We start from the raw sequence: 17,317 nt of genomic DNA, 5'->3' as shown, positions 1-17,317 counted from the left end.
CCGTCACCTTGCCTGTTTCTTGAGAAAGACGGTGCTTGCCGCAATCAGCAGCGGAACGGCGACAAGGAGGGGCAGGAAAGCCCCAAGGAGGCTGTCGAAACCGAGGCCTTTTGAGAAGGTCCCGCGCGAGATGATGTTGAAATAGGTGGTCGGATAGATCTGTCCGACGAGCGCCCCGATGCCCTGCAGCGAGGAGACGGGATCGATCATGCCGGCAAACTGCACGGCCGGGATGATCGTCATCAGCGTGGTGCCGAAGATCGCGGCGATCTGGCTCGACATGAAGGTCGAGACGAGCAGGCCGAAGGCGGTCGCGAAGCCGACATAAAGAAGAGCGGCTGCCGCAAAGGCAAGCAGGCTGCCGGTGAACGGCACCTGGAACACCAGGACTGCGAACAGCCACAGGAGCACCGCGTTCATCATGCCGAGCGCCAGATAGGGGAGTTGCTTGCCGATGAGGAATTCGAGCCGCGTCACCGGCGTCACGTAGAAATTGACGATCGAGCCGAGTTCCTTTTCCCGCACCACCGAAAGCGCCGCGAGCATGGCCGGGATCAGCAGAAGCAGCAGCGGAATGACGGCCGGCACCATGGCCACCAGGCTTTCGATGCCGGGATTGTAGCGGAAGCGGGTCTCGATCGAGAACTGGCCGCTTGCAGCATTGCCGTAGATCTCGCGGGCCTTCTGCGCCAGCCATTGGGCATGCATGCCCTGCACGTATCCGCGCGTCGTTTCCGCCCGCTGCGGCATCGCGCCATCGATCCATGCGCCGATTTCGACATCGTGCCCGCGGGCGACATGTTCGGCAAAACCCGCCGGTATCTCGATCGCCAGCTTCAGCGAGCCGTCGCGCATGCGCCTATCGAGGTCGGCATAATCTGCAATCGGCGGCTGCTCGATGAAATAGCGGGAACCGGAAATATTGGCGACGTAGTCGCGGCTGGCGACCGTATCGTCCCGGTCGAGAACCGCAAAGCTCAGGTCCTTGACGTCCATGTTGATGCCGTAACCGATCACGAACATCAGGATGACGCTGCCGATCAGCGCCAGCGTGGCGCGGATGGGGTCGCGGCGGATTTCCAGGGTTTCGCGAAGGCTGTAGCTCCAGATCCGGCGCAGGTCGAAGGCGCGGTGCCGGTCAGGGCTTGTGAATCTGCGTCCGTCTTCGGCCGTCGTCGAGGGCGGCGCGGATGAAGCCGCCGTCTCGCCGATCGCATCTTCGAGATAGGCGATGAACGCTTCCTCGAGCGTGGCGGCATAGCGGGTTTTGCGGATCTCCTCGGGCGTATCGCTCACCAGCACCTTGCCGGCATGCATCAGCGATATGCGGTCGCAGCGTTCCGCCTCGTTCATGAAATGGGTGGAGATGAATATGGTGACGCGATCTTTCCGCGAGAGCTCGATCAGCGCCGCCCACAGCTGGTCGCGGGCGATGGGATCGACCCCGGATGTCGGTTCGTCGAGAATCAGCACTTCCGGCGAATGGATGAGCGCCACAGCCAGCGACAGCCGCTGCCGGACGCCGAGCGGCAGCGCGTCGGGCAGCGTGTCCATGACGTCGGTAAGCTCGAAGCGCCGGCCCATTTCCGCGATCCGGGCGGGGATCGTGTCGGCCGGCAGCTGGAACAGCCGCGCATGCAGGTCGAGATTCTGCCGGACCGTCAGTTCGCTGTAGAGCGAGAAGGCCTGGCTCATGTAGCCGACACGCCGGCGGACATCCATGTCCTTCGGATCGATCGTCTTGCCGAACAGTTTCGCGGTACCCTCGCTTGCCGGCAGCAGGCCGGTCAGCATCTTCATCGTCGTCGACTTGCCGCAGCCGTTCGAGCCGAGGAAGCCGAAAATCTCGCCGCGGCGGATGCGGAAGCTGACATTGTCCACCGCCGTGAAATCCCCGAACCGCATCGTCAGGCCTTCCGCCTCGATGGCGACGTCAGCCTCGGCGAAGTCCGCAGGCTGGATCGAAACCGCACGGTAGGCGGTCCGTTTCTCTTCCGGCATAAGCTGGATGAAAGCCTCGTCGAGCGTATGCGCGCGGGTGCGGGTCAAGATCTGGCGCGGCGTGCCGGTCGCCAGCACCTTGCCGGCATCCATGGCGGCCAGCCAGTCGAAACGCGCCGCTTCCTCCATATAGGCGGTCGCGACGATCACGCTCATCTCCGGCCGCTCCCTTCGAATATCCTCGACCAGGCTCCAGAACTGCCGGCGCGACAGCGGATCGACCCCGGTCGTCGGTTCGTCGAGAATAAGCAGGTCCGGATCGTGGATGAGGGCGCAGCAAAGGCCGAGCTTCTGTTTCATGCCGCCCGAAAGCTTGCCGGCGGGACGATCCTCGAAACCCGACAGGCCGGTGCGCTTCAGAAGGTTGGCGATGCGGTACTGCCGTTCCTCGCGGCCCTGGCCGAACAGGCGGGCGAAGAAATCGGCATTCTCGAACACCGACAGCGTCGGATAGAGGTTCTTGCCGAGCCCCTGCGGCATGTAGGCGATCGCCGGGTAGGTGCGGTCCCGGTGGCGGTTGCTGCGCATGTCGCCGCCGAGCACCTCGACCTCGCCCGTCTGGATCTGCCGCGCGCCTGAGATCAGCGAGAGCAGCGAGGATTTGCCGACACCGTCCGGGCCGATGAGGCCGATCATCCGTCCCGCGGGCAGGTCGAGGCTCACACCGTCGATGGCGCGCGTCCTGCCATAGGAATGGCTGACATCCTTCAGCCGCGCCACATAGGCCGGTTCCGCCGGGGCGCCGGTTGCCTGTTGTTCCGGGTTCATGGGGTCAGCGGCTGCGCCAGGGCCGCCGGCCATGTCGCGGCGGGATCGAGCTTCACATAGGTCCGGCCCGGCAGGCCGGTCTTGACCTGCGCGATATATTTCTGGAGCAGTTCAGGAGAGACCCGCGCCCGCAGGCGGAACATAAGCTTCTGGCGCTCCTCTTCGGTTTCCACGGTCTTCGGCGTGAACTGCGCCACGTCGGACACGAACGATATCCGGGCAGGAATGACATATTGCGGGGCGGCATCGAGAACGATCCGGGCCTCGCCGCCGATCGGGGTGCGGCCTGCCTCCTCCGTGGCCAGGAAGAAGGTCATGTAGACATCGCCGACATCGAGGATGTTGAGCACGCGGCCGCCGGCCGCCACCACTTCTCCGGGCTGAGCCACGAGATATTGCACGCGTCCGTCGCGCGGCGCCTTGAGCTCGGAATCGCGCAGATCGGCGTTGATGCGCGCGACGGTCGCCTGCATGGCCTCGACCGCGGCCCCGGCATCCACGACCTGCGACTGCGCTGCGCCGACCGCGGCATCGGTTGCGGCAAGGTTGGCTTTTGCCGCCGCGACGGTTGCGACGCCTCCTTCGACACGGGCGCGGTCGTCGTCCAGCAACTGGTCCGAAACCGATCCGCTGCGGCTCATCTGTTCGCTGCGGGTAAGCCGCTTGCGGGCCGATTGCAGCTGGACCTCGTTCTGGGAAACGGTCGCGGCCGCGGCTTCCTTTTCCGCCTGGCGCTGGACGACCAGGCTTTTCGCGGTTTCGATGGCGATCCTTGCCCTGGCAAGCTGGGCTTCCGCTTCCCGCTTCTGGGCCGCGAGCTGCTCGATATCCATGCGGGCGACGACCGCGCCGGCTTTGACGAAGTCGCCTTCCCTAACCAGGATGTCCGAGAGGCGCCCTGCGGTTCTCGCCGCGACGTCGATCTCGACCGCCTCGACGCGGCCGTTACCGCTGGCGATCCCCTGCATGGCCTGCGCCGCCCGAAGGTCCTGCTGGTACCGCCAGCCGAAATAACCGGCGGCGCCAACGACTGCGAGAATGATGGCGGCTTGTGCGATACGGTTCAAAGGGAGGCTCCATGAACGCTGATGTCCGGCGGCTTTCGTATCTGCCCATCACGGGCCCTGTGGTGATCTAAGTCAAGCGGGCAGGAGTTTTCGCCGGACTTTGGCCCAGGCAGTCTCTCCGGGACAAAGCCGGACTTGCGTGCCCTTGCTCTACGGCCGCCGCGCCGCGAAATCGGCAAGGATCTGTTTCTGGCCCTTCAATATCTTGCGCTCCGCTTCGTCGAGCCCGAACCATCCGGCACGGTCGACCTCGGGAAATTCCTTCATCATTCCCGATTTCGGCGGCCATTCGATCCGGAACGTGTTGCTGACGATGTTTTCGACGTCGATATCGGCCTCTACCGACCATGCGAGCACGTGTTTGCCGCCGGGCTGGCGATATTCGCCGAGCCATTCGCATTCGTCCTCGATTGTCGCTCCGACTTCCTCGAAGACCTCCCGCTTCGCGGCGGCCTGCTCGTCTTCGCCGTCATCGACGAGACCCTTTGGAATGGACCATGCTCCCTCGTCCTTGCGTGCCCAGAACGGCCCGCCGGGATGAACCAGAAACACTTCCCGATATCCGGCGACCTGCCGGAATATCAAAAGACCTGCGCTGCGTTGCGGCATGACAAGAGCTTTCCCTGCGGCGCCGGAGGCCGGCTTTGCGGATCCTAACATCCGCAGGCAGCGTGCCGCAATTTGCCATTCCCGGGTTCCGGTTGACGAAGATCATGGCACCGGCGGGCACCGGTCCTAGGCTTCGTTCACAGGGCCGATCACGGCCTCATGCAGAGGAGACAGAAAATGTCATTCAAGACAGTGCTTTCAGTGATCGGCAATACGGACCCGGCCGCCGATCTCGCCCGCGCCATGGAAGTGGCGACTGAACTCGAAGCGCATCTTTCCGTCGTGGTGGCCAGTTTGGCCGCCCCGGCAACCATGGGCGATTTTCCGGCCGGCACGGTATGGCTCGACCAGCGGGACGAGGACCTGAGATCGCTCGACGGCATCCGGAAACAGGTGGCAAGCGCCTGCAAGACCAACGGCCTGTCGTTCGATGTCGATATTCTCTACGCCGAAAGCGTTTTCGTCAGCGAGGAAATCCATCGCCGTGCACTTTATGCAGACGTGCTGATGATCGGGGACGGCGTTCGCAGCGACGGCACCCTCACGGGTCGGATCGTCGATGGCGGCGTCTTCGAGGCCCGCCGCCCTCTCCTGCTGGCGCCGAAGGACCGCGGGACGTTGAAGCCGAGACGGATCCTGCTCGCCTGGAACTCCCGTACCGAAGCGGCCAAGGCTGCGCGCGAGGCCCTGGAAATGATGACATGGGCGGAGGAGGTGCATGTCGTGCTCGTCGATCCCGACAGCTCCTACTGGGTCAGCGGCGGCGAACCCGGCGCCGACGTCGCCGCCTATCTGGCGCGTCACGGCATAAAGGTGCTCGTCGAACAGCTGGCAAGCGGTGGCCGCCTGGTGGAAGACGTGCTCGAAAAGCACGCGCTGGAGATCAGCGCCGACCTCATCGTCATGGGCGCATACGGCCATTCGCGCCTGCGCGAACGGATCTTCGGCGGCGTGACGGCATCCGTGCTGCAGGACGCCAAGTTTCCGGTCCTGATCGCCAGATAATATCAACAGGCAACTGCGCCCTGTTCCGTCAGTCGGCGGGACAGGGTTTTCACGCCCGCATCTGCGGCGAACGGGAAGGGGATCGGACGGAACCCGAAAGCGCAACCGCCGTCAATTGCGATCGGCGGCCAAAGCAGCTGAGAGAAAACTTCAGGGAAGTTTCGAAGAGAGATTGGCTGGGGAACCTGGATTCGAACCAAGATTAACGGAGTCAGAGTCCGTCGTTCTACCGTTGAACTATTCCCCAGCAGGGGCCGCCAGGTGATGGCCCGGCCGGTGTGCGGCGCTTATAAACAAAAGCGGGCGGATTGCAAATACCGATTTCGAAAAAAATCGATGCCGCGAAAACTTTGTCGTCACGGCTGCGAAAAAGCTGGAGCGCGGGTCTGATGACAGGTCCGTGACACGGGCGGCAAAAAGCCGTTGGCGAAAACGCCACCGCCTGTTATCTTCGCGCCAACGAAACAATCAGACGCCAGCGGCATACCTTCAAGAGGGCCTTGCGCGGCGAGATGGACATATAAGTGATGGACCCCGATAGCGGCGCAAAGCCGCCGGAAGGCGGGGCGTCGGCGGCACCGCGCGGAGAGGGGAAATCCTCGAGGCGTCGGAAGGCGAAGCGGAACGGCAAACGTCGTGACGCGGCGCCTGTAAGCCATTCGGATGCGGTCGATTCGGCCGCGCCTGCCGGACGTCCCCATAGCCAGGACCCCAGCCCGTCGGCGCGCAAGCGCAAGCGGCGTCGCGCGAAATCCGCCGGCGCCCGGCAGCCGGGGCAGGGCTCGAACACCGCACCCGCAGCACAGCCGGTTTCGGTCCGCGCCGAGGGCGGGCAGCAGCCCCATTCGGCAAAACCGCCGTCTTCGTCGCGCAATCGGCGCAAGAAGAACAGGGGCGGCCGCGGCCTTCAGGGCAGGCCGCTGGCACCCGCCAAGGCGGCGCCGGGTGTCGCGAAGGTCCAGGTCCCCGCCGGTTCGGGTCAAGTTGCCGCCAAGGATGTCCGCGGCAGGGCCGGCGCTGAAAGCCCGGCGGCGGAACCGCGCGGCGAAAAATTCTCCTACGTCAACGATCTCTATGCGGCGCTCGACCTCGGCACCAACAATTGCCGCCTGCTGATCGCCCAGCCGACAAGGCCCGGCCAGTTCCGGGTCGTCGATGCGTTTTCGCGCATCGTCCGCCTCGGAGAAGGGCTCGGCACCAGCCGCCGGCTGTCGCAGGATGCCATGGACCGCGCGGTCGAGGCTTTGCGCGTCTGCGCCGCCAAGCTTGCCAGCCGGCAGATCCGCCGCATGCGGCTGATCGCGACCGAAGCCTGCCGCGCCGCCGAGAACGGCGAGGAATTTCTCTCTCGCGTCACCTCCGAAACCGGGCTGGAACTCGAAATCATCGATCGGGAAACCGAGGCCCGGCTTGCCGTGTCCGGATGTTCGTCGCTCGTCGGTCGCGAGGCGCGCTCCGTGGTTCTCTTCGATATCGGCGGCGGTTCGTCGGAAATCGCCGTCATCCGCATCGATGACAGCCGTTCGAGCCGGCTCGCCAACCACATCACCCATTGGACCTCGCTTCCGGTCGGCGTCGTGACGCTGTCGGAACGGCATGGCGGGCGCGACGTGACGCCGGATGTCTTCTCCGCGATGGTGACGGAAGTCGAAGGCATGCTGGCTGCTTTCGATTGCCCGCCGGTCACAGCCTTCCGCCGTCAGGGTGCGGAGGATTTCCATCTGATCGGCACGTCCGGCACGGTGACCACGCTTGCCGGCGTGCATCTCGACCTGCCGCGCTACGACCGTCGCAAGGTCGACGGGTTATGGCTCTCGGATGCGGAAGTCTCCGCCATGCAGGCAAAGCTGCTCTCCTGGGATTTCGCCGGCCGTGCTGCCAACCCGTGCATCGGTCCCGATCGGGCCGATCTGGTGCTGGCCGGCTGCGCCATTCTGGAAGCGATCCGCCGCCGCTGGCCGAGCCAGCGCATGCGGGTTGCCGACCGGGGCCTGCGCGAGGGCCTGTTGACGGACATGATGGCCGACGATGGCGTATGGCGCCGCGTGCGGCCGCGCCGCCCAGGGGCCAATCAGGGGGCCAGTCACGGTGCCGGCGGGCAGGATGAAGCGGGAGCAAGGCGATGACGAAACCACCGGTTGGCGGCAATCGCACCGGCCGCAAGCTCGGTCAGAAGGTCAAGAAGGGCAAGCTCAAGGCGTCGTCGCGGCGCTGGCTCGAGCGCCATATCAACGACCCCTACGTCCAGCGCGCCAAGCTCGAAGGATATCGCGCCCGCGCGGCCTTCAAGCTGCTTGAGATCGACGAGAAGCACCAGATCCTCAAGGGTGCCCGCCGCATCATCGATCTGGGTGCTGCGCCGGGAAGCTGGTCGCAGATCGCCGCCAAGGTCACCGATTCGACCGACGAGGACATCCGCGTCGCGGCAATCGATTTTCTGGAAATGGCGCCGCTTGCCGGCGTCAGGATCCTGCAGCTCGACTTCCTCGATCCGGAAGCGCCGCGCCTCCTGATGGAGGCGATCGGCGGCACCCCGGACCTGGTGATTTCCGACATGGCGGCGCCGACCACCGGCCACCAGAAGACTGATCACCTGCGCACCATGCATCTGTGCGAAGTGGCGGCCCATTTTGCCGTCGAAGTCCTGGGCGAGGGCGGCCATTTCCTGGCCAAGACCTTCCAGGGCGGCACCGAGCGCGACCTGCTCAACATGCTGAAGCAGAATTTCAAGCAGGTCATCCATGTAAAGCCCGGCTCGTCCCGCCAGGAATCGGTCGAGATGTTCCTGCTCGCCAAGCATTTCAAGGGCCGCAGGCCTGAGGCGGTCGGACCGGAAGAGGTCGCCGAAGCGGAAACGGAAGACCGGGCCTGACTATTCGCCGGCTTCCGGCTGCATATTGCGCGCCCGGTGGCCGGAAACGGCGGCGCCCGTCCGCGGGTCCAGTTTCAGCAGCGGCACGACCGCCAGAAGCGAAAGGGCTGCCACCAGGAAGAAGGCCAGGTGGAAGTCGGCGAGCTGCAGATGCGTGCCCGTGAGCGCCGCCGACGCTTCGAGGATGAAGGCCGCAAACGCGACGCCGAGCGCCATGCTGATCTGCTGCAGGACGGAAGCGATCGAGGTCGCCTGGCTCGCCTGTTCGTCGCTGATCTCGGAATAGCTGAGCGCGTTCGAGCCGGTGAAGAAGAACGAACGGCAAAAACCCGACATCAGCAGGAAGGCGATGATCAGCGCATGCGAGGTCTGCGGCGTGAAGAAGCCGTTGGCCGCGGTGGTCGCCGCACCGAGCACGCCCGAGACGATCAGCGTCGTCTTGAAGCCGGTCATCGCGAAGACCCGGCGGGCGGCGAACTTCACCATCAGCGCGCCAAGGGCTCCGGCAAATGTGATGAGGCCCGATTGGAACGGGTTGAGGCCGAAACCGAGCTGCAGCATCAGCGGCATCAGGAACGGAATGGCGCCGGTCGAGATGCGGAACAGCGTACCGCTGCTGCTCGCCGCCCGGAACGCATTGTCCCTGAAGAGTCGGAGGTTGAGGATCGGTGCGGGATGGCTTCGCGCGTGGACCACATAGGCCACGCCGGCCGCGAGCCCCAGCGCCGTCGCGGTGATGCCGATTGCCGGCGGCAGGGCCGGAAGGCCGATGACCGAAAGCCCGAAGACGGTGCCGGCGGCGGTGACCGAGGTGAGGAAAAACCCCCACCAGTCGATTGAAGGCGGATTGGTGGCCTCGATTTCCGGCAGGAAGATGGTCGAGAGATAGATGCCGAGAACCCCGACCGGCACGTTGATCAGGAAGATCCAGTGCCAGGTGAAATAGGTGGTGATGAAACCGCCGATCGGCGGACCGGTCAGCGGCCCGACCAGTGCGGGGATGGTGAGCAGCGCCATGGCCGAGACCAGCTCGCTGCGCTTCGTGGTGCGCAGCAGGACCAGGCGCGCGACCGGCGTCATCATCGCGCCGCCCATGCCCTGCAGGAAGCGCGACAGCACGAACTGGAAAAGGTTCGACGAGAATGCGCAGCAGATCGAGCCGATCACGAAAACCAGGATCGCAATGCGAAAAATCTTCTTGGCGCCGAAGCGGTCCGCCATCCAGCCGCTGATCGGGATGAACATCGCAAGCGCGACCATGTAGGAGGTCAGCGCCAGTTTCAGCGTGATCGGCCCGACATTCAAGTCCGCGGCGATCGCCGGAAGCGCCGTCGCAATAACGGTGGAATCCATCTGCTCCATGAAAAGGGCGACGGCGAGAATGAGGGGAACGATGCGGTTCATGAGGGGGCCTGCGACGGGCGGGGATTGGCCCGTCCATAAACCTGTTGATCCGGTCTGCCAATTGCTGAATCTCACCATTTCACGTTTTGGGTCACGTCTGCGTGAGATCGGATTTTCTCCTCCCGAGCCGCGGTTATGTTCCCTGCGTACCGGACGCCAGCTCAAGGGTCCGCGGCAATTCCAGGAGGCAGTTAAAATCATGACGAAATCAGGTATCGGACGGCGCACCCTGATCGGCACGGCCGGTTTGGGCGTTCTTGCCGCTCCGGCAATCATCCATGCTCAGGCTTTTGCCCAGGAGAAGAAGCCGTTGGCAATCGATCGCGTCGTCCCGCCGGATATCCATAAATTCAAGCTCGGCGGTTTTCAGGTCCTGGTGGTGAAGGACGGTGCCCGTCCTTCCGGCGCTCCGGGCGAAACCTTCGGCCTCAACCAGCCGCCCGAAACGCTTGCGACGCTGCTGAGCCGGAATTTCCTGCCGACCGACCAGTTCGTCAACAGCTTCGCCCCGACGCTCATCGATACCGGCAGCGACGTGATCCTGTTCGATACCGGGCTCGGCAAGGCCGCGCGCGCCCAGGGCGGCGGACGCCTGATCGAGGGTCTGGCGGCCGCAGGCTACATGCCGGAGGATATCTCGATCATCGTCATCACCCACATGCATGGCGACCATATCGGCGGCATCATGGAAGACGGCAAGCCCGCGTTCCCGAAGGCGCGTTATGTCACGGGCCAGGTGGAATACGACTTCTGGACCGATGCCGCGCGGGCGGGCACGCCTGCCGAAGGCAATCAGAAGGCCGTGCTTGCCAATGTGAAGCCGCTTGCCGACAAGATGACCTTCCTCAAGGAGGGCGGAGAGGTCGTCTCCGGCATTACCGCCATGCTGGCGCCCGGCCATACGCCGGGCATGCTGATCTTCAACATCGAGTCGCAGGGCAAGCGTCTGGTTTTGACCGCGGATACCGCCAATCACTATGTCCTGTCGCTGCAGCGGCCCGATTGGGAGGTGCGTTTCGACATGGACAAGGCGCAGGGTGCGGCCACCCGCAAGAAGGTCTTCGACATGATCGCCACCGACAAGGTGGCCTTCCTCGGTTATCATATGCCGTTCCCGGCGGTCGGATTCGTCGAAAAGCAGGAGGCCGGCTACCGGTTCGTGCCGAAGAGCTACCAGTTCGACATCTGAGTGTGCCGAAAAGCGATCAAAACCCGGGAGAACCACCTCCCGGGTTTTTGCTATTCCCTTCTTGTCATGAACGTGTTACCAGCCCTCGCCAACTTCCAAGCAATTGTTGCCGGAGCGCCGGGACGCTATCCAAGTCGTTCCTGAGCTTATCCCGCATTTTCTAGATCGAAGGAATTGGCCATGGCACGCATCATTGAAACGGCAACCGGCGCGGACGCGCTCACCTTCGACGACGTGCTGCTGCAGCCCGGCCATTCCGAAGTCATGCCGGGCCAGACGAATATCGCCACGACCATCGCCCAGGATATCGATCTCAACCTGCCGATCATCTCCTCGGCCATGGACACGGTGACCGAGAGCCGGCTCGCCATCGCCATGGCCCAGGCAGGCGGCATCGGCGTCATCCACCGCAACCTGACCCCGATCGAACAGGCCGAAGAAGTTCGCCAGGTCAAGAAGTTCGAAAGCGGCATGGTCGTCAATCCGGTCACCATCGGGCCCGACGCGACGCTTGCCGAAGCGCTGTCGCTGATGAAGTCGCACGGCATTTCGGGCATTCCGGTGGTTGAAAACGGCGGTGGCCATGTCCCGGGCCGGCTGGTCGGTATTCTCACCAACCGCGACGTCCGTTTCGCCTCCGATCCGGCCCAGAAGATCTACGAGCTGATGACCCGCGAGAATCTGATCACGGTCAAGGAAAGCAGCGTCGATCAGACTGAAGCCAAGCGCCTGCTGCACAAGCACCGCATCGAGAAGCTGCTGGTGGTGGATGGCGAAGGCCGCTGCGTCGGCCTGATCACCGTCAAGGATATCGAAAAGTCGCAGCTCAACCCGAATGCCTCCAAGGATGCCCAGGGACGCCTTCGGGCCGCAGCCGCGATCAGCGTCGGTGACGATGGTTTCGAGCGCGCCGAGCGCCTCATCGAGGCAGGCGTCGATCTTCTGGTCGTTGATACCGCGCATGGTCATTCGCAGCGCGTGCTCGATGCCGTCGCGCGGGTGAAGCGCATCTCCAACCATGTGCGTGTCATGGCCGGCAATGTCGCCACCTATGACGGCACCAAGGCGCTGATCGATGCCGGTGCCGATGCCGTCAAGGTCGGCATCGGCCCGGGCTCGATCTGCACCACGCGCATCGTCGCCGGCGTCGGCGTGCCGCAGCTTGCGGCGATCATGTCGGCTGTCGAAGCCGCACGGGCGCAGAACATTCCGGTCATCGCCGATGGCGGCATCAAGTTCTCGGGCGATCTTGCCAAGGCGATCGCCGCCGGCGCATCCGCCGTGATGATCGGCTCGCTGCTGGCCGGCACCGACGAAAGCCCGGGTGAGGTCTATCTCTACCAGGGCCGCTCGTTCAAAGCCTATCGCGGCATGGGCTCGGTCGGAGCCATGGCGCGTGGCTCCGCCGATCGTTACTTTCAGGCGGAAGTGCGCGATACGCTGAAGCTGGTTCCCGAAGGCATCGAGGGCCAGGTGCCTTACAAGGGACCGGTCTCCGGCGTGCTGCACCAGCTCGGCGGCGGTCTGAAGGCGGCCATGGGTTATGTCGGCGGCGCCAACCTCAAGGAATTCCAGGAGCGCGCAACCTTCGTTCGCATCTCGGGAGCCGGCCTGCGCGAAAGCCATGCGCATGACGTGACGATCACCCGCGAGAGCCCCAACTATCCGGGCGCCGGCCTCTGAAATTCGTGATGGAGGAGGCTATGCCTCCTCCCTTTGAATTTCAAAAAAAGTGCGGTGGACGCCTGCCGCCAATGGCCTGCCGACAGGCGGGATCGCTTAATTCCCTCGTGATTCCCTGCTAAACAACGGATGTTGGCGATTGTGCCGATGGAAGGGTTTTCGGGGGTAAACATGAATAAGTTTCTGGCTTGCGCGCTCCTCCTGGGCGCCGCATTCGTCACGCCTGCGCAGGCGCAGACCGTTCGCGCCGGCACCTACAATGTCGAAGGCACCAATCTCGACGGTTCCCCCTACAAGGGAACCGCAAAGATTTCGCTGACCAGCGAAACGACCTGCGCGATCGAGTGGACGACGGGTTCCACCACGTCCAGCGGCATCTGCATGCTCTATGGCGATTCCTTCGCCGCCGGTTACGTTCTCGGCAAGGCCGTTGGCCTCGTCGTCTACAAGGTCAATGACGACGGTTCTCTGGAAGGCGCCTGGACCATTTCCGGCAAGGATGGCTCCGGCACCGAGAACCTCACCCCGCAATAACCTGCCGGTATGGATGAAAGTGCGTGGCGCCGGTCAAACGGCGCCATTGCGTATGGGAGAGCGCGTGTTATCTGGTTCCCGATGGAAGAATGAGGAGAACCGATGCTTTCCACCGATGCGACGCTCTGGCCGATGCTCGCGCATTCCGCGCTGGTCTTCTTTCTCTATTGGCTGTTGTCGAGAAAACGCTTCGAGGCCGTCCAGGCGGGCAGCGCCAAACCCAGCCATTTTCGGGAAAGCCGGGAGGAGCCGCCGGAAAGCCGCGCCGTCCACAGCAACCTCAGGAACCAGTTCGAACTCCCCGTCCTGTTCTATGCCCTGAGCCTGGTGCTCTACGTGTCGACCGCAGACAACGGGGGCACGGTCGCTCTCGCCTGGATCTTCGTCTTGTCCCGCTACGCGCATACATACGTGCATCTCACCAGCAACCGGCTGCGCTATCGCCGCCCCATCTTCATGGTCGGCTTTTTTGCGGTAGTGGCAATGTGGGCCTGGCTCGCGGTCTGGCTGGTCTTGAACTAGCCGTGCAGGCGCCGGGAGGGTTCTGAAGCCGCAGCCTGGCCGTCGGCTCCGCGAAACAACGCGCCGCTTGGAAGTCTCGCTACAATCCTGACGGGCTCGCCGATCGAGCGGGCCTCACGAACAAGTGTAATATCCGGCACTTAGATCACTCAGTGTTTCATCTGCAAGTGGAAGTTCCTCGGTATAGATTTCCTCGTCATAAAATCGGCTACGGAGGAGCAAGCCATGGACGACCAGACCCCGAAGATCACCCAGGCGATGATCGACGCCTATGATGAATATACCCACCTGACGCTGGATCGCCGCCGCTTCATGGAAAAGCTGACCCAGCTTGCCGGCTCCGGTGCCGCGGCGGCTGCGATCGCGCCGCTGATCGGTGCGAGCTCCGCCATGGCCGATATCATTCCCGCCAACGACGACCGGCTGACCACTGAGGACGTCACCTATCCGGGCGCCGCCGGCGTGACGATGAAGGGCTATCTCGTCAAACCCAAGAATGCCTCCGGCACGCGCGGCGGTGTCCTCGTCATCCACGAAAACCGTGGCCTCAACGCCCATATCAAGGACGTCGCCCGCCGCATGGCGCTCGAGGGCTTCAACGCGCTCGCCATCGATTTCCTGTCGCCCCAGGGGGGCACGCCCTCGGACGAGGAGCAGGCACGGCAGATGTTCTCCTCGCTGAAGCCCGACGACGTTTCGGCCAATGGCGAGGCAAGCCGCGCCTATCTGGCCGGCATCGGGGGTGCGAACGGCAAGGTCGGAGCGATCGGCTTCTGCTGGGGCGGCGGCGCCGTCAACAACCTGGCGGTCAAGTCACCGAGCCTCAACGCCGGCGTCGCCTATTACGGCGCCCAGCCGAAAGCTGAGGATGTGCCCGCCATCAAGGCACCGCTGATGTTGCAGTACGGTGGGCTCGACGAGCGCATCAACGCCGGCATCCCGGCCTTCAAGGCGGCGCTTGAAAAGAACGGCAAGACCTTCGAGATCTTTGTTTATGACGGCGCCAACCACGCCTTCAACAACGATACCTCGTCGGCCCGCTACGACAAGGCCGCCGCCGATCTCGCCTGGAGCCGCTCGGTAGCCTTCTTCAAGAAGAACCTCGCGTGATCGATCGGCATCAAGTCGCCATCGCTCGGGTGCCGGCCAGGCGCACGGAGACCTGAAACGGAGAAGCCGGAGTTTGGCTCCGGCCTCTTGTGTTCCTCAGTCGGAGGTGCTCACCACCCCGGCATCACGGAGCCCGCCCGGGCTCGCGGCACGCGCTGGAACGGCTTGACCTCTCCCTCGAGATCGTCCGGCATCACGGCCGGCGAGATGTTGTCGAGGCAGGCGGTGATATGGTCGGTGATGGCGTTCATCAGCGACGGCGAAAGCCCCGGACGTTTCATCAGGCCGATCTGCACCGGCGGCAGCGGCGGGAAACCGTCGGCGGAGGACAGCACCTTCATGCCCGTTCGCAGCGCCGATTCCGGGAGTACGGAGACGGCCATGCCGGCAAGTACGGCGGCGGCGACCACCGTCGAGGACCAGCTGGTGAACAGGACCTGGTATTCCCGTCCGTCCGCGTCGAGCGCCGAGCAGGCGAGCTGCCGCCACAGGCAGTCGCGGCGGCCGACGGCAAGCGGTACCGGCGCGTCATCCTTCAGCGGATGGTTGGCCGAGCCGACCCAGCAGAGCGGCTCCGTGCGCACCACGTCGGAAATCCGCTGGCGCGGGTTATGGGTGACGAGCGCGATGTCGAGCTCGCCGCGCGCCATCTTTTCGGCAAGGCTGACCGACGGTTCGCAGACGATGTAGAGCTCGACATTCGGATGGGTCTTGGCGAAACGGCCGATGATCTCCGGCATGTAGCGGTCGGCATAGTCGTCCGGCGTGCCGATGCGCAGCGTCCCCTCGAGACGGTTGTCGTCGAAGGCCGCGATCGCCTCGTTGTTGAGGCGGATGATCCGCCGCGCATAGTTCAGGAGCTTCTCGCCCTCGGCCGTCAGCCGGTTGCCGCGGCCGTCCTTGGCAAACAGCTGCTTGCCGATCCGTTCCTCAAGACGGCGCATCTGCATCGAAACGGCGGACTGGGTTTTGAACACCCGGTCGGCGGCCTTGGTGAAGCTGCCGGTGTCCACGATAGAAATGAAAGTATGCAGCTGATCGATATCGAGCGGTGCGGACATGATAGATCATCCATCAGTGGGTTTGATGCTAATCATTAGAAACATTCGTTGGACTGATCAATAGGTTTTCCGCGATAAGGGGATCGCAAATCAAAATCGACGGGTGCTTCTTCCCTGAGCCCCAATCTCGGCAGCCCTTCCGTCGGACCTCCACGGAAGGGACGGCCTTTCTCGTGCCTGCGAAAGGATAGACCCATGAGCACGACCGACTGCGGAACTGAACTCGACCTCATTCACGAAGGGCGCGGTGCGAATGGCCGCTTTGGCCTCGTGGTGCTGCGAACGAAATCCGTTTGGCGTGCCTTTCGCAATCGTATGGCGAGCAATCGCCTCCATGATCTCGACGACCGCCAGCTCAACGATATCGGCATCACACGGCATGATGTGGTGATGGCGCTCAATCAGTCCGGTGCGCTGGATGATCCGTCACTGCTTCTGTCGCGCGCCGCCCGCGAGCGTGCGCGGCACCGCTTTGCAAGACCGGCCAATCGCTGACCTTGCCTGACCTTTTCCCCGCAGGGTGATAGCCAATAGCCCTGCTGCTTGCCCGGCCGGTCGATCCGTGCCGGGCTTTTTTATTTGGAAGGCTTCGGAGCGGCAGGCGCTGCTTCCGCCTCGGCATTGCCGCCGGCCCCATTGCGCAGATAGGTGTCGAAGATCGCTTCCATGTTCTTCTGATAGCTCTTCTGCACTTCGAGCCCGCTGTCGAACATGTTGTTCAGCACGTCGCGATAGGGGTTGGCTTCGGGGGCTGGCGCTTCCTTGGGTTTTTCCGGCGCGGGAGCCGCCGGGCTCGAGCTCGAAAACGCGCCGCCCATCATGTCCTGGAAGGCCTTGGCGAACGGATTGTCGGCAAACGGGTTGCCGCCCGAAGGCTGCGGCTGTTCCGGCTTGTCGAGGCCCCACATCGAGCGCATCGCCTGGGCAAAGGGATTGTCGAAGGGGTTGGCCGCCGGCTGTGGCTTTGCCTTCGGCTGCAGGCCCATGCTTTGCAGCCATTGCTGCTGCATCTGGCCCATCGGGGAGGCGGCGAACGCGTCGTTGGCGCCGGTCATCTGGCCGGTCATCTGCTTGAACAGCCCGCCCATCAGCGTGTCGGCCATGGCCGGCATCATCTTCTTGAATACTTCCTGGCCGATCCCGGTCAGTTGCTCCGCCTGGGCAGCGATCGCGCGGGAGACCTCCTTGGATCCGAACAGTTTTTCGAGCACGGCATTGCCGTCCGAGGTGCCCTGCGGCGTGAAAGCCTTGGTCAGGTCCTCGAAATATTTGGTATAGGCGCCGGAAACCATGCTGCTCATCAGCGCGGTAAGATCGTAAGGGTTGGCGCTGGTGCGCTTCAAGCCGGAGGAGAAGGCGGGCATCAGCGCCGCCATCGCCTGGGTGGCCTGCTCCTGGGCGAGGTTGAACTGCTTGGCGATCGCCTCCATGCCTGCGCCGTCCTGAGCTCTGAGCATCATGTCGAACAGTGGCAGCATGGAGAATCCTTTCC

At 63.7% G+C, this 17,317-nt stretch carries 15 protein-coding genes and 1 tRNA gene; 9 read left to right on the top strand and 7 right to left on the bottom strand.

The annotated features are described in order from the left end of the window. Positions 1-3 precede the first annotated feature (3 nt). The 3 genes from rbbA to J2X76_RS04260 form a co-directional block, all read right to left on the bottom strand. The gene (gene rbbA / locus J2X76_RS04270) at positions 4-2,769 is read right to left on the bottom strand and encodes a ribosome-associated ATPase/putative transporter RbbA (RefSeq protein WP_310213579.1); all 2,766 of its coding nucleotides are present in this window, start codon (positions 2,767-2,769) and stop codon (positions 4-6) included. Beyond that, positions 2,766-3,836, bottom strand: a complete 1,071-nt coding sequence (locus J2X76_RS04265; protein WP_310213575.1) for an HlyD family efflux transporter periplasmic adaptor subunit — start codon at positions 3,834-3,836, stop codon at positions 2,766-2,768. The genes rbbA and J2X76_RS04265 overlap by 4 nt, the downstream gene beginning before the upstream one ends. A 150-nt stretch (positions 3,837-3,986) precedes the next feature. Next, entirely contained in the window at positions 3,987-4,445 is a 459-nt protein-coding gene (locus J2X76_RS04260; protein ID WP_310213572.1) for an NUDIX domain-containing protein, read from the bottom strand. A gap of 177 nt (positions 4,446-4,622) precedes the next feature. Here J2X76_RS04260 and J2X76_RS04255 point away from each other — a divergent pair, with 177 nt between their 5' ends. Further along, the gene (locus J2X76_RS04255) at positions 4,623-5,450 is read left to right on the top strand and encodes a universal stress protein (RefSeq protein ID WP_310213569.1); all 828 of its coding nucleotides are present in this window, start codon (positions 4,623-4,625) and stop codon (positions 5,448-5,450) included. A 173-nt stretch (positions 5,451-5,623) separates the two neighbouring features. Here the strand turns inward: J2X76_RS04255 and J2X76_RS04250 are convergent. After that, a tRNA-Gln gene (locus J2X76_RS04250) sits at positions 5,624-5,697 on the bottom strand. A gap of 277 nt (positions 5,698-5,974) precedes the next feature. Here J2X76_RS04250 and J2X76_RS04245 point away from each other — a divergent pair. Together J2X76_RS04245 and J2X76_RS04240 are read left to right on the top strand one after the other, a co-directional pair. Further along, the gene (locus J2X76_RS04245; RefSeq protein ID WP_310213566.1) at positions 5,975-7,576 is read left to right on the top strand and encodes an exopolyphosphatase; all 1,602 of its coding nucleotides are present in this window, start codon (positions 5,975-5,977) and stop codon (positions 7,574-7,576) included. Beyond that, positions 7,573-8,322 (top strand): RlmE family RNA methyltransferase, encoded by a 750-nt coding sequence (locus J2X76_RS04240; RefSeq protein WP_113129788.1) that lies wholly within the window; start codon positions 7,573-7,575, stop codon positions 8,320-8,322. The genes J2X76_RS04245 and J2X76_RS04240 overlap by 4 nt, the downstream gene beginning before the upstream one ends. Here J2X76_RS04240 and J2X76_RS04235 read toward each other — a convergent pair whose 3' ends face one another. Beyond that, positions 8,323-9,726 carry an MDR family MFS transporter gene (locus tag J2X76_RS04235; protein ID WP_113129789.1) on the bottom strand — a complete coding sequence of 468 codons (1,404 nt, stop codon included), beginning with the start codon at positions 9,724-9,726 and terminating at the stop codon, positions 8,323-8,325. Between the two features lie 199 nt (positions 9,727-9,925). Between J2X76_RS04235 and J2X76_RS04230 the strand changes: the two genes are divergently transcribed. The 5 genes from J2X76_RS04230 to J2X76_RS04210 all read left to right on the top strand — a co-directional run bounded on the left by J2X76_RS04230 (position 9,926) and on the right by J2X76_RS04210 (position 14,764). Beyond that, positions 9,926-10,915, top strand: coding sequence for an MBL fold metallo-hydrolase (locus J2X76_RS04230; protein WP_113283989.1), 990 nt, complete (start codon positions 9,926-9,928; stop codon positions 10,913-10,915). 180 nt (positions 10,916-11,095) lie between these two features. Continuing rightward, entirely contained in the window at positions 11,096-12,598 is a 1,503-nt protein-coding gene (gene guaB, locus J2X76_RS04225) for an IMP dehydrogenase (RefSeq protein ID WP_113129791.1), read from the top strand. Between the two features lie 171 nt (positions 12,599-12,769). Further along, the gene (locus J2X76_RS04220) at positions 12,770-13,132 is read left to right on the top strand and encodes a hypothetical protein (RefSeq protein WP_310213558.1); all 363 of its coding nucleotides are present in this window, start codon (positions 12,770-12,772) and stop codon (positions 13,130-13,132) included. Between the two features lie 102 nt (positions 13,133-13,234). Continuing rightward, complete coding sequence (locus J2X76_RS04215) at positions 13,235-13,654, top strand: MAPEG family protein (RefSeq protein WP_310213555.1); 420 nt, start codon at positions 13,235-13,237, stop codon at positions 13,652-13,654. 225 nt (positions 13,655-13,879) lie between these two features. Continuing rightward, positions 13,880-14,764 carry a dienelactone hydrolase family protein gene (locus J2X76_RS04210; RefSeq protein WP_310213553.1) on the top strand — a complete coding sequence of 295 codons (885 nt, stop codon included), beginning with the start codon at positions 13,880-13,882 and terminating at the stop codon, positions 14,762-14,764. Between the two features lie 110 nt (positions 14,765-14,874). On the opposite strand, the gene J2X76_RS04205 is transcribed toward J2X76_RS04210, so the two are convergent. Beyond that, on the bottom strand, positions 14,875-15,825 hold the full coding sequence (locus tag J2X76_RS04205) for a LysR substrate-binding domain-containing protein (protein WP_113129795.1): 951 nt from the start codon (positions 15,823-15,825) through the stop codon (positions 14,875-14,877). A 195-nt stretch (positions 15,826-16,020) separates the two neighbouring features. Between J2X76_RS04205 and J2X76_RS04200 the strand changes: the two genes are divergently transcribed. Next, the gene (locus J2X76_RS04200; protein WP_310213550.1) at positions 16,021-16,320 is read left to right on the top strand and encodes a DUF1127 domain-containing protein; all 300 of its coding nucleotides are present in this window, start codon (positions 16,021-16,023) and stop codon (positions 16,318-16,320) included. Positions 16,321-16,400: 80 nt separating this feature from the next. Here the strand turns inward: J2X76_RS04200 and J2X76_RS04195 are convergent, their stop codons facing one another. Then, positions 16,401-17,303 (bottom strand): DUF937 domain-containing protein, encoded by a 903-nt coding sequence (locus J2X76_RS04195; RefSeq protein ID WP_310213548.1) that lies wholly within the window; start codon positions 17,301-17,303, stop codon positions 16,401-16,403. Positions 17,304-17,317 lie beyond the last annotated feature (14 nt).

Origin of the sequence: Neorhizobium sp. 2083 (assembly GCF_031455615.1) — a bacterium.
GTDB lineage: Bacteria > Pseudomonadota > Alphaproteobacteria > Rhizobiales > Rhizobiaceae > Neorhizobium.
Note: the sequence above shows the minus strand (reverse complement) of the source record. Positions and strands in the feature narration are given on the sequence as shown.

What these genes read in the sequence shown, in the direction of transcription:
- rbbA (WP_310213579.1), bottom strand. Translation starts at nt 2,769, where the DNA reads ATGAACCCGGAACAACAGGCAACCGGCGCCCCGGCGGAACCGGCCTAT.
- J2X76_RS04260 (WP_310213572.1), bottom strand. Translation starts at nt 4,445, where the DNA reads ATGCCGCAACGCAGCGCAGGTCTTTTGATATTCCGGCAGGTCGCCGGA.
- J2X76_RS04255 (WP_310213569.1), top strand. Translation starts at nt 4,623, where the DNA reads ATGTCATTCAAGACAGTGCTTTCAGTGATCGGCAATACGGACCCGGCC.
- J2X76_RS04240 (WP_113129788.1), top strand. Translation starts at nt 7,573, where the DNA reads ATGACGAAACCACCGGTTGGCGGCAATCGCACCGGCCGCAAGCTCGGT.
- J2X76_RS04235 (WP_113129789.1), bottom strand. Translation starts at nt 9,726, where the DNA reads ATGAACCGCATCGTTCCCCTCATTCTCGCCGTCGCCCTTTTCATGGAG.
- J2X76_RS04230 (WP_113283989.1), top strand. Translation starts at nt 9,926, where the DNA reads ATGACGAAATCAGGTATCGGACGGCGCACCCTGATCGGCACGGCCGGT.
- guaB (WP_113129791.1), top strand. Translation starts at nt 11,096, where the DNA reads ATGGCACGCATCATTGAAACGGCAACCGGCGCGGACGCGCTCACCTTC.
- J2X76_RS04220 (WP_310213558.1), top strand. Translation starts at nt 12,770, where the DNA reads ATGAATAAGTTTCTGGCTTGCGCGCTCCTCCTGGGCGCCGCATTCGTC.
- J2X76_RS04215 (WP_310213555.1), top strand. Translation starts at nt 13,235, where the DNA reads ATGCTTTCCACCGATGCGACGCTCTGGCCGATGCTCGCGCATTCCGCG.
- J2X76_RS04210 (WP_310213553.1), top strand. Translation starts at nt 13,880, where the DNA reads ATGGACGACCAGACCCCGAAGATCACCCAGGCGATGATCGACGCCTAT.
- J2X76_RS04205 (WP_113129795.1), bottom strand. Translation starts at nt 15,825, where the DNA reads ATGTCCGCACCGCTCGATATCGATCAGCTGCATACTTTCATTTCTATC.
- J2X76_RS04200 (WP_310213550.1), top strand. Translation starts at nt 16,021, where the DNA reads ATGAGCACGACCGACTGCGGAACTGAACTCGACCTCATTCACGAAGGG.
- J2X76_RS04195 (WP_310213548.1), bottom strand. Translation starts at nt 17,303, where the DNA reads ATGCTGCCACTGTTCGACATGATGCTCAGAGCTCAGGACGGCGCAGGC.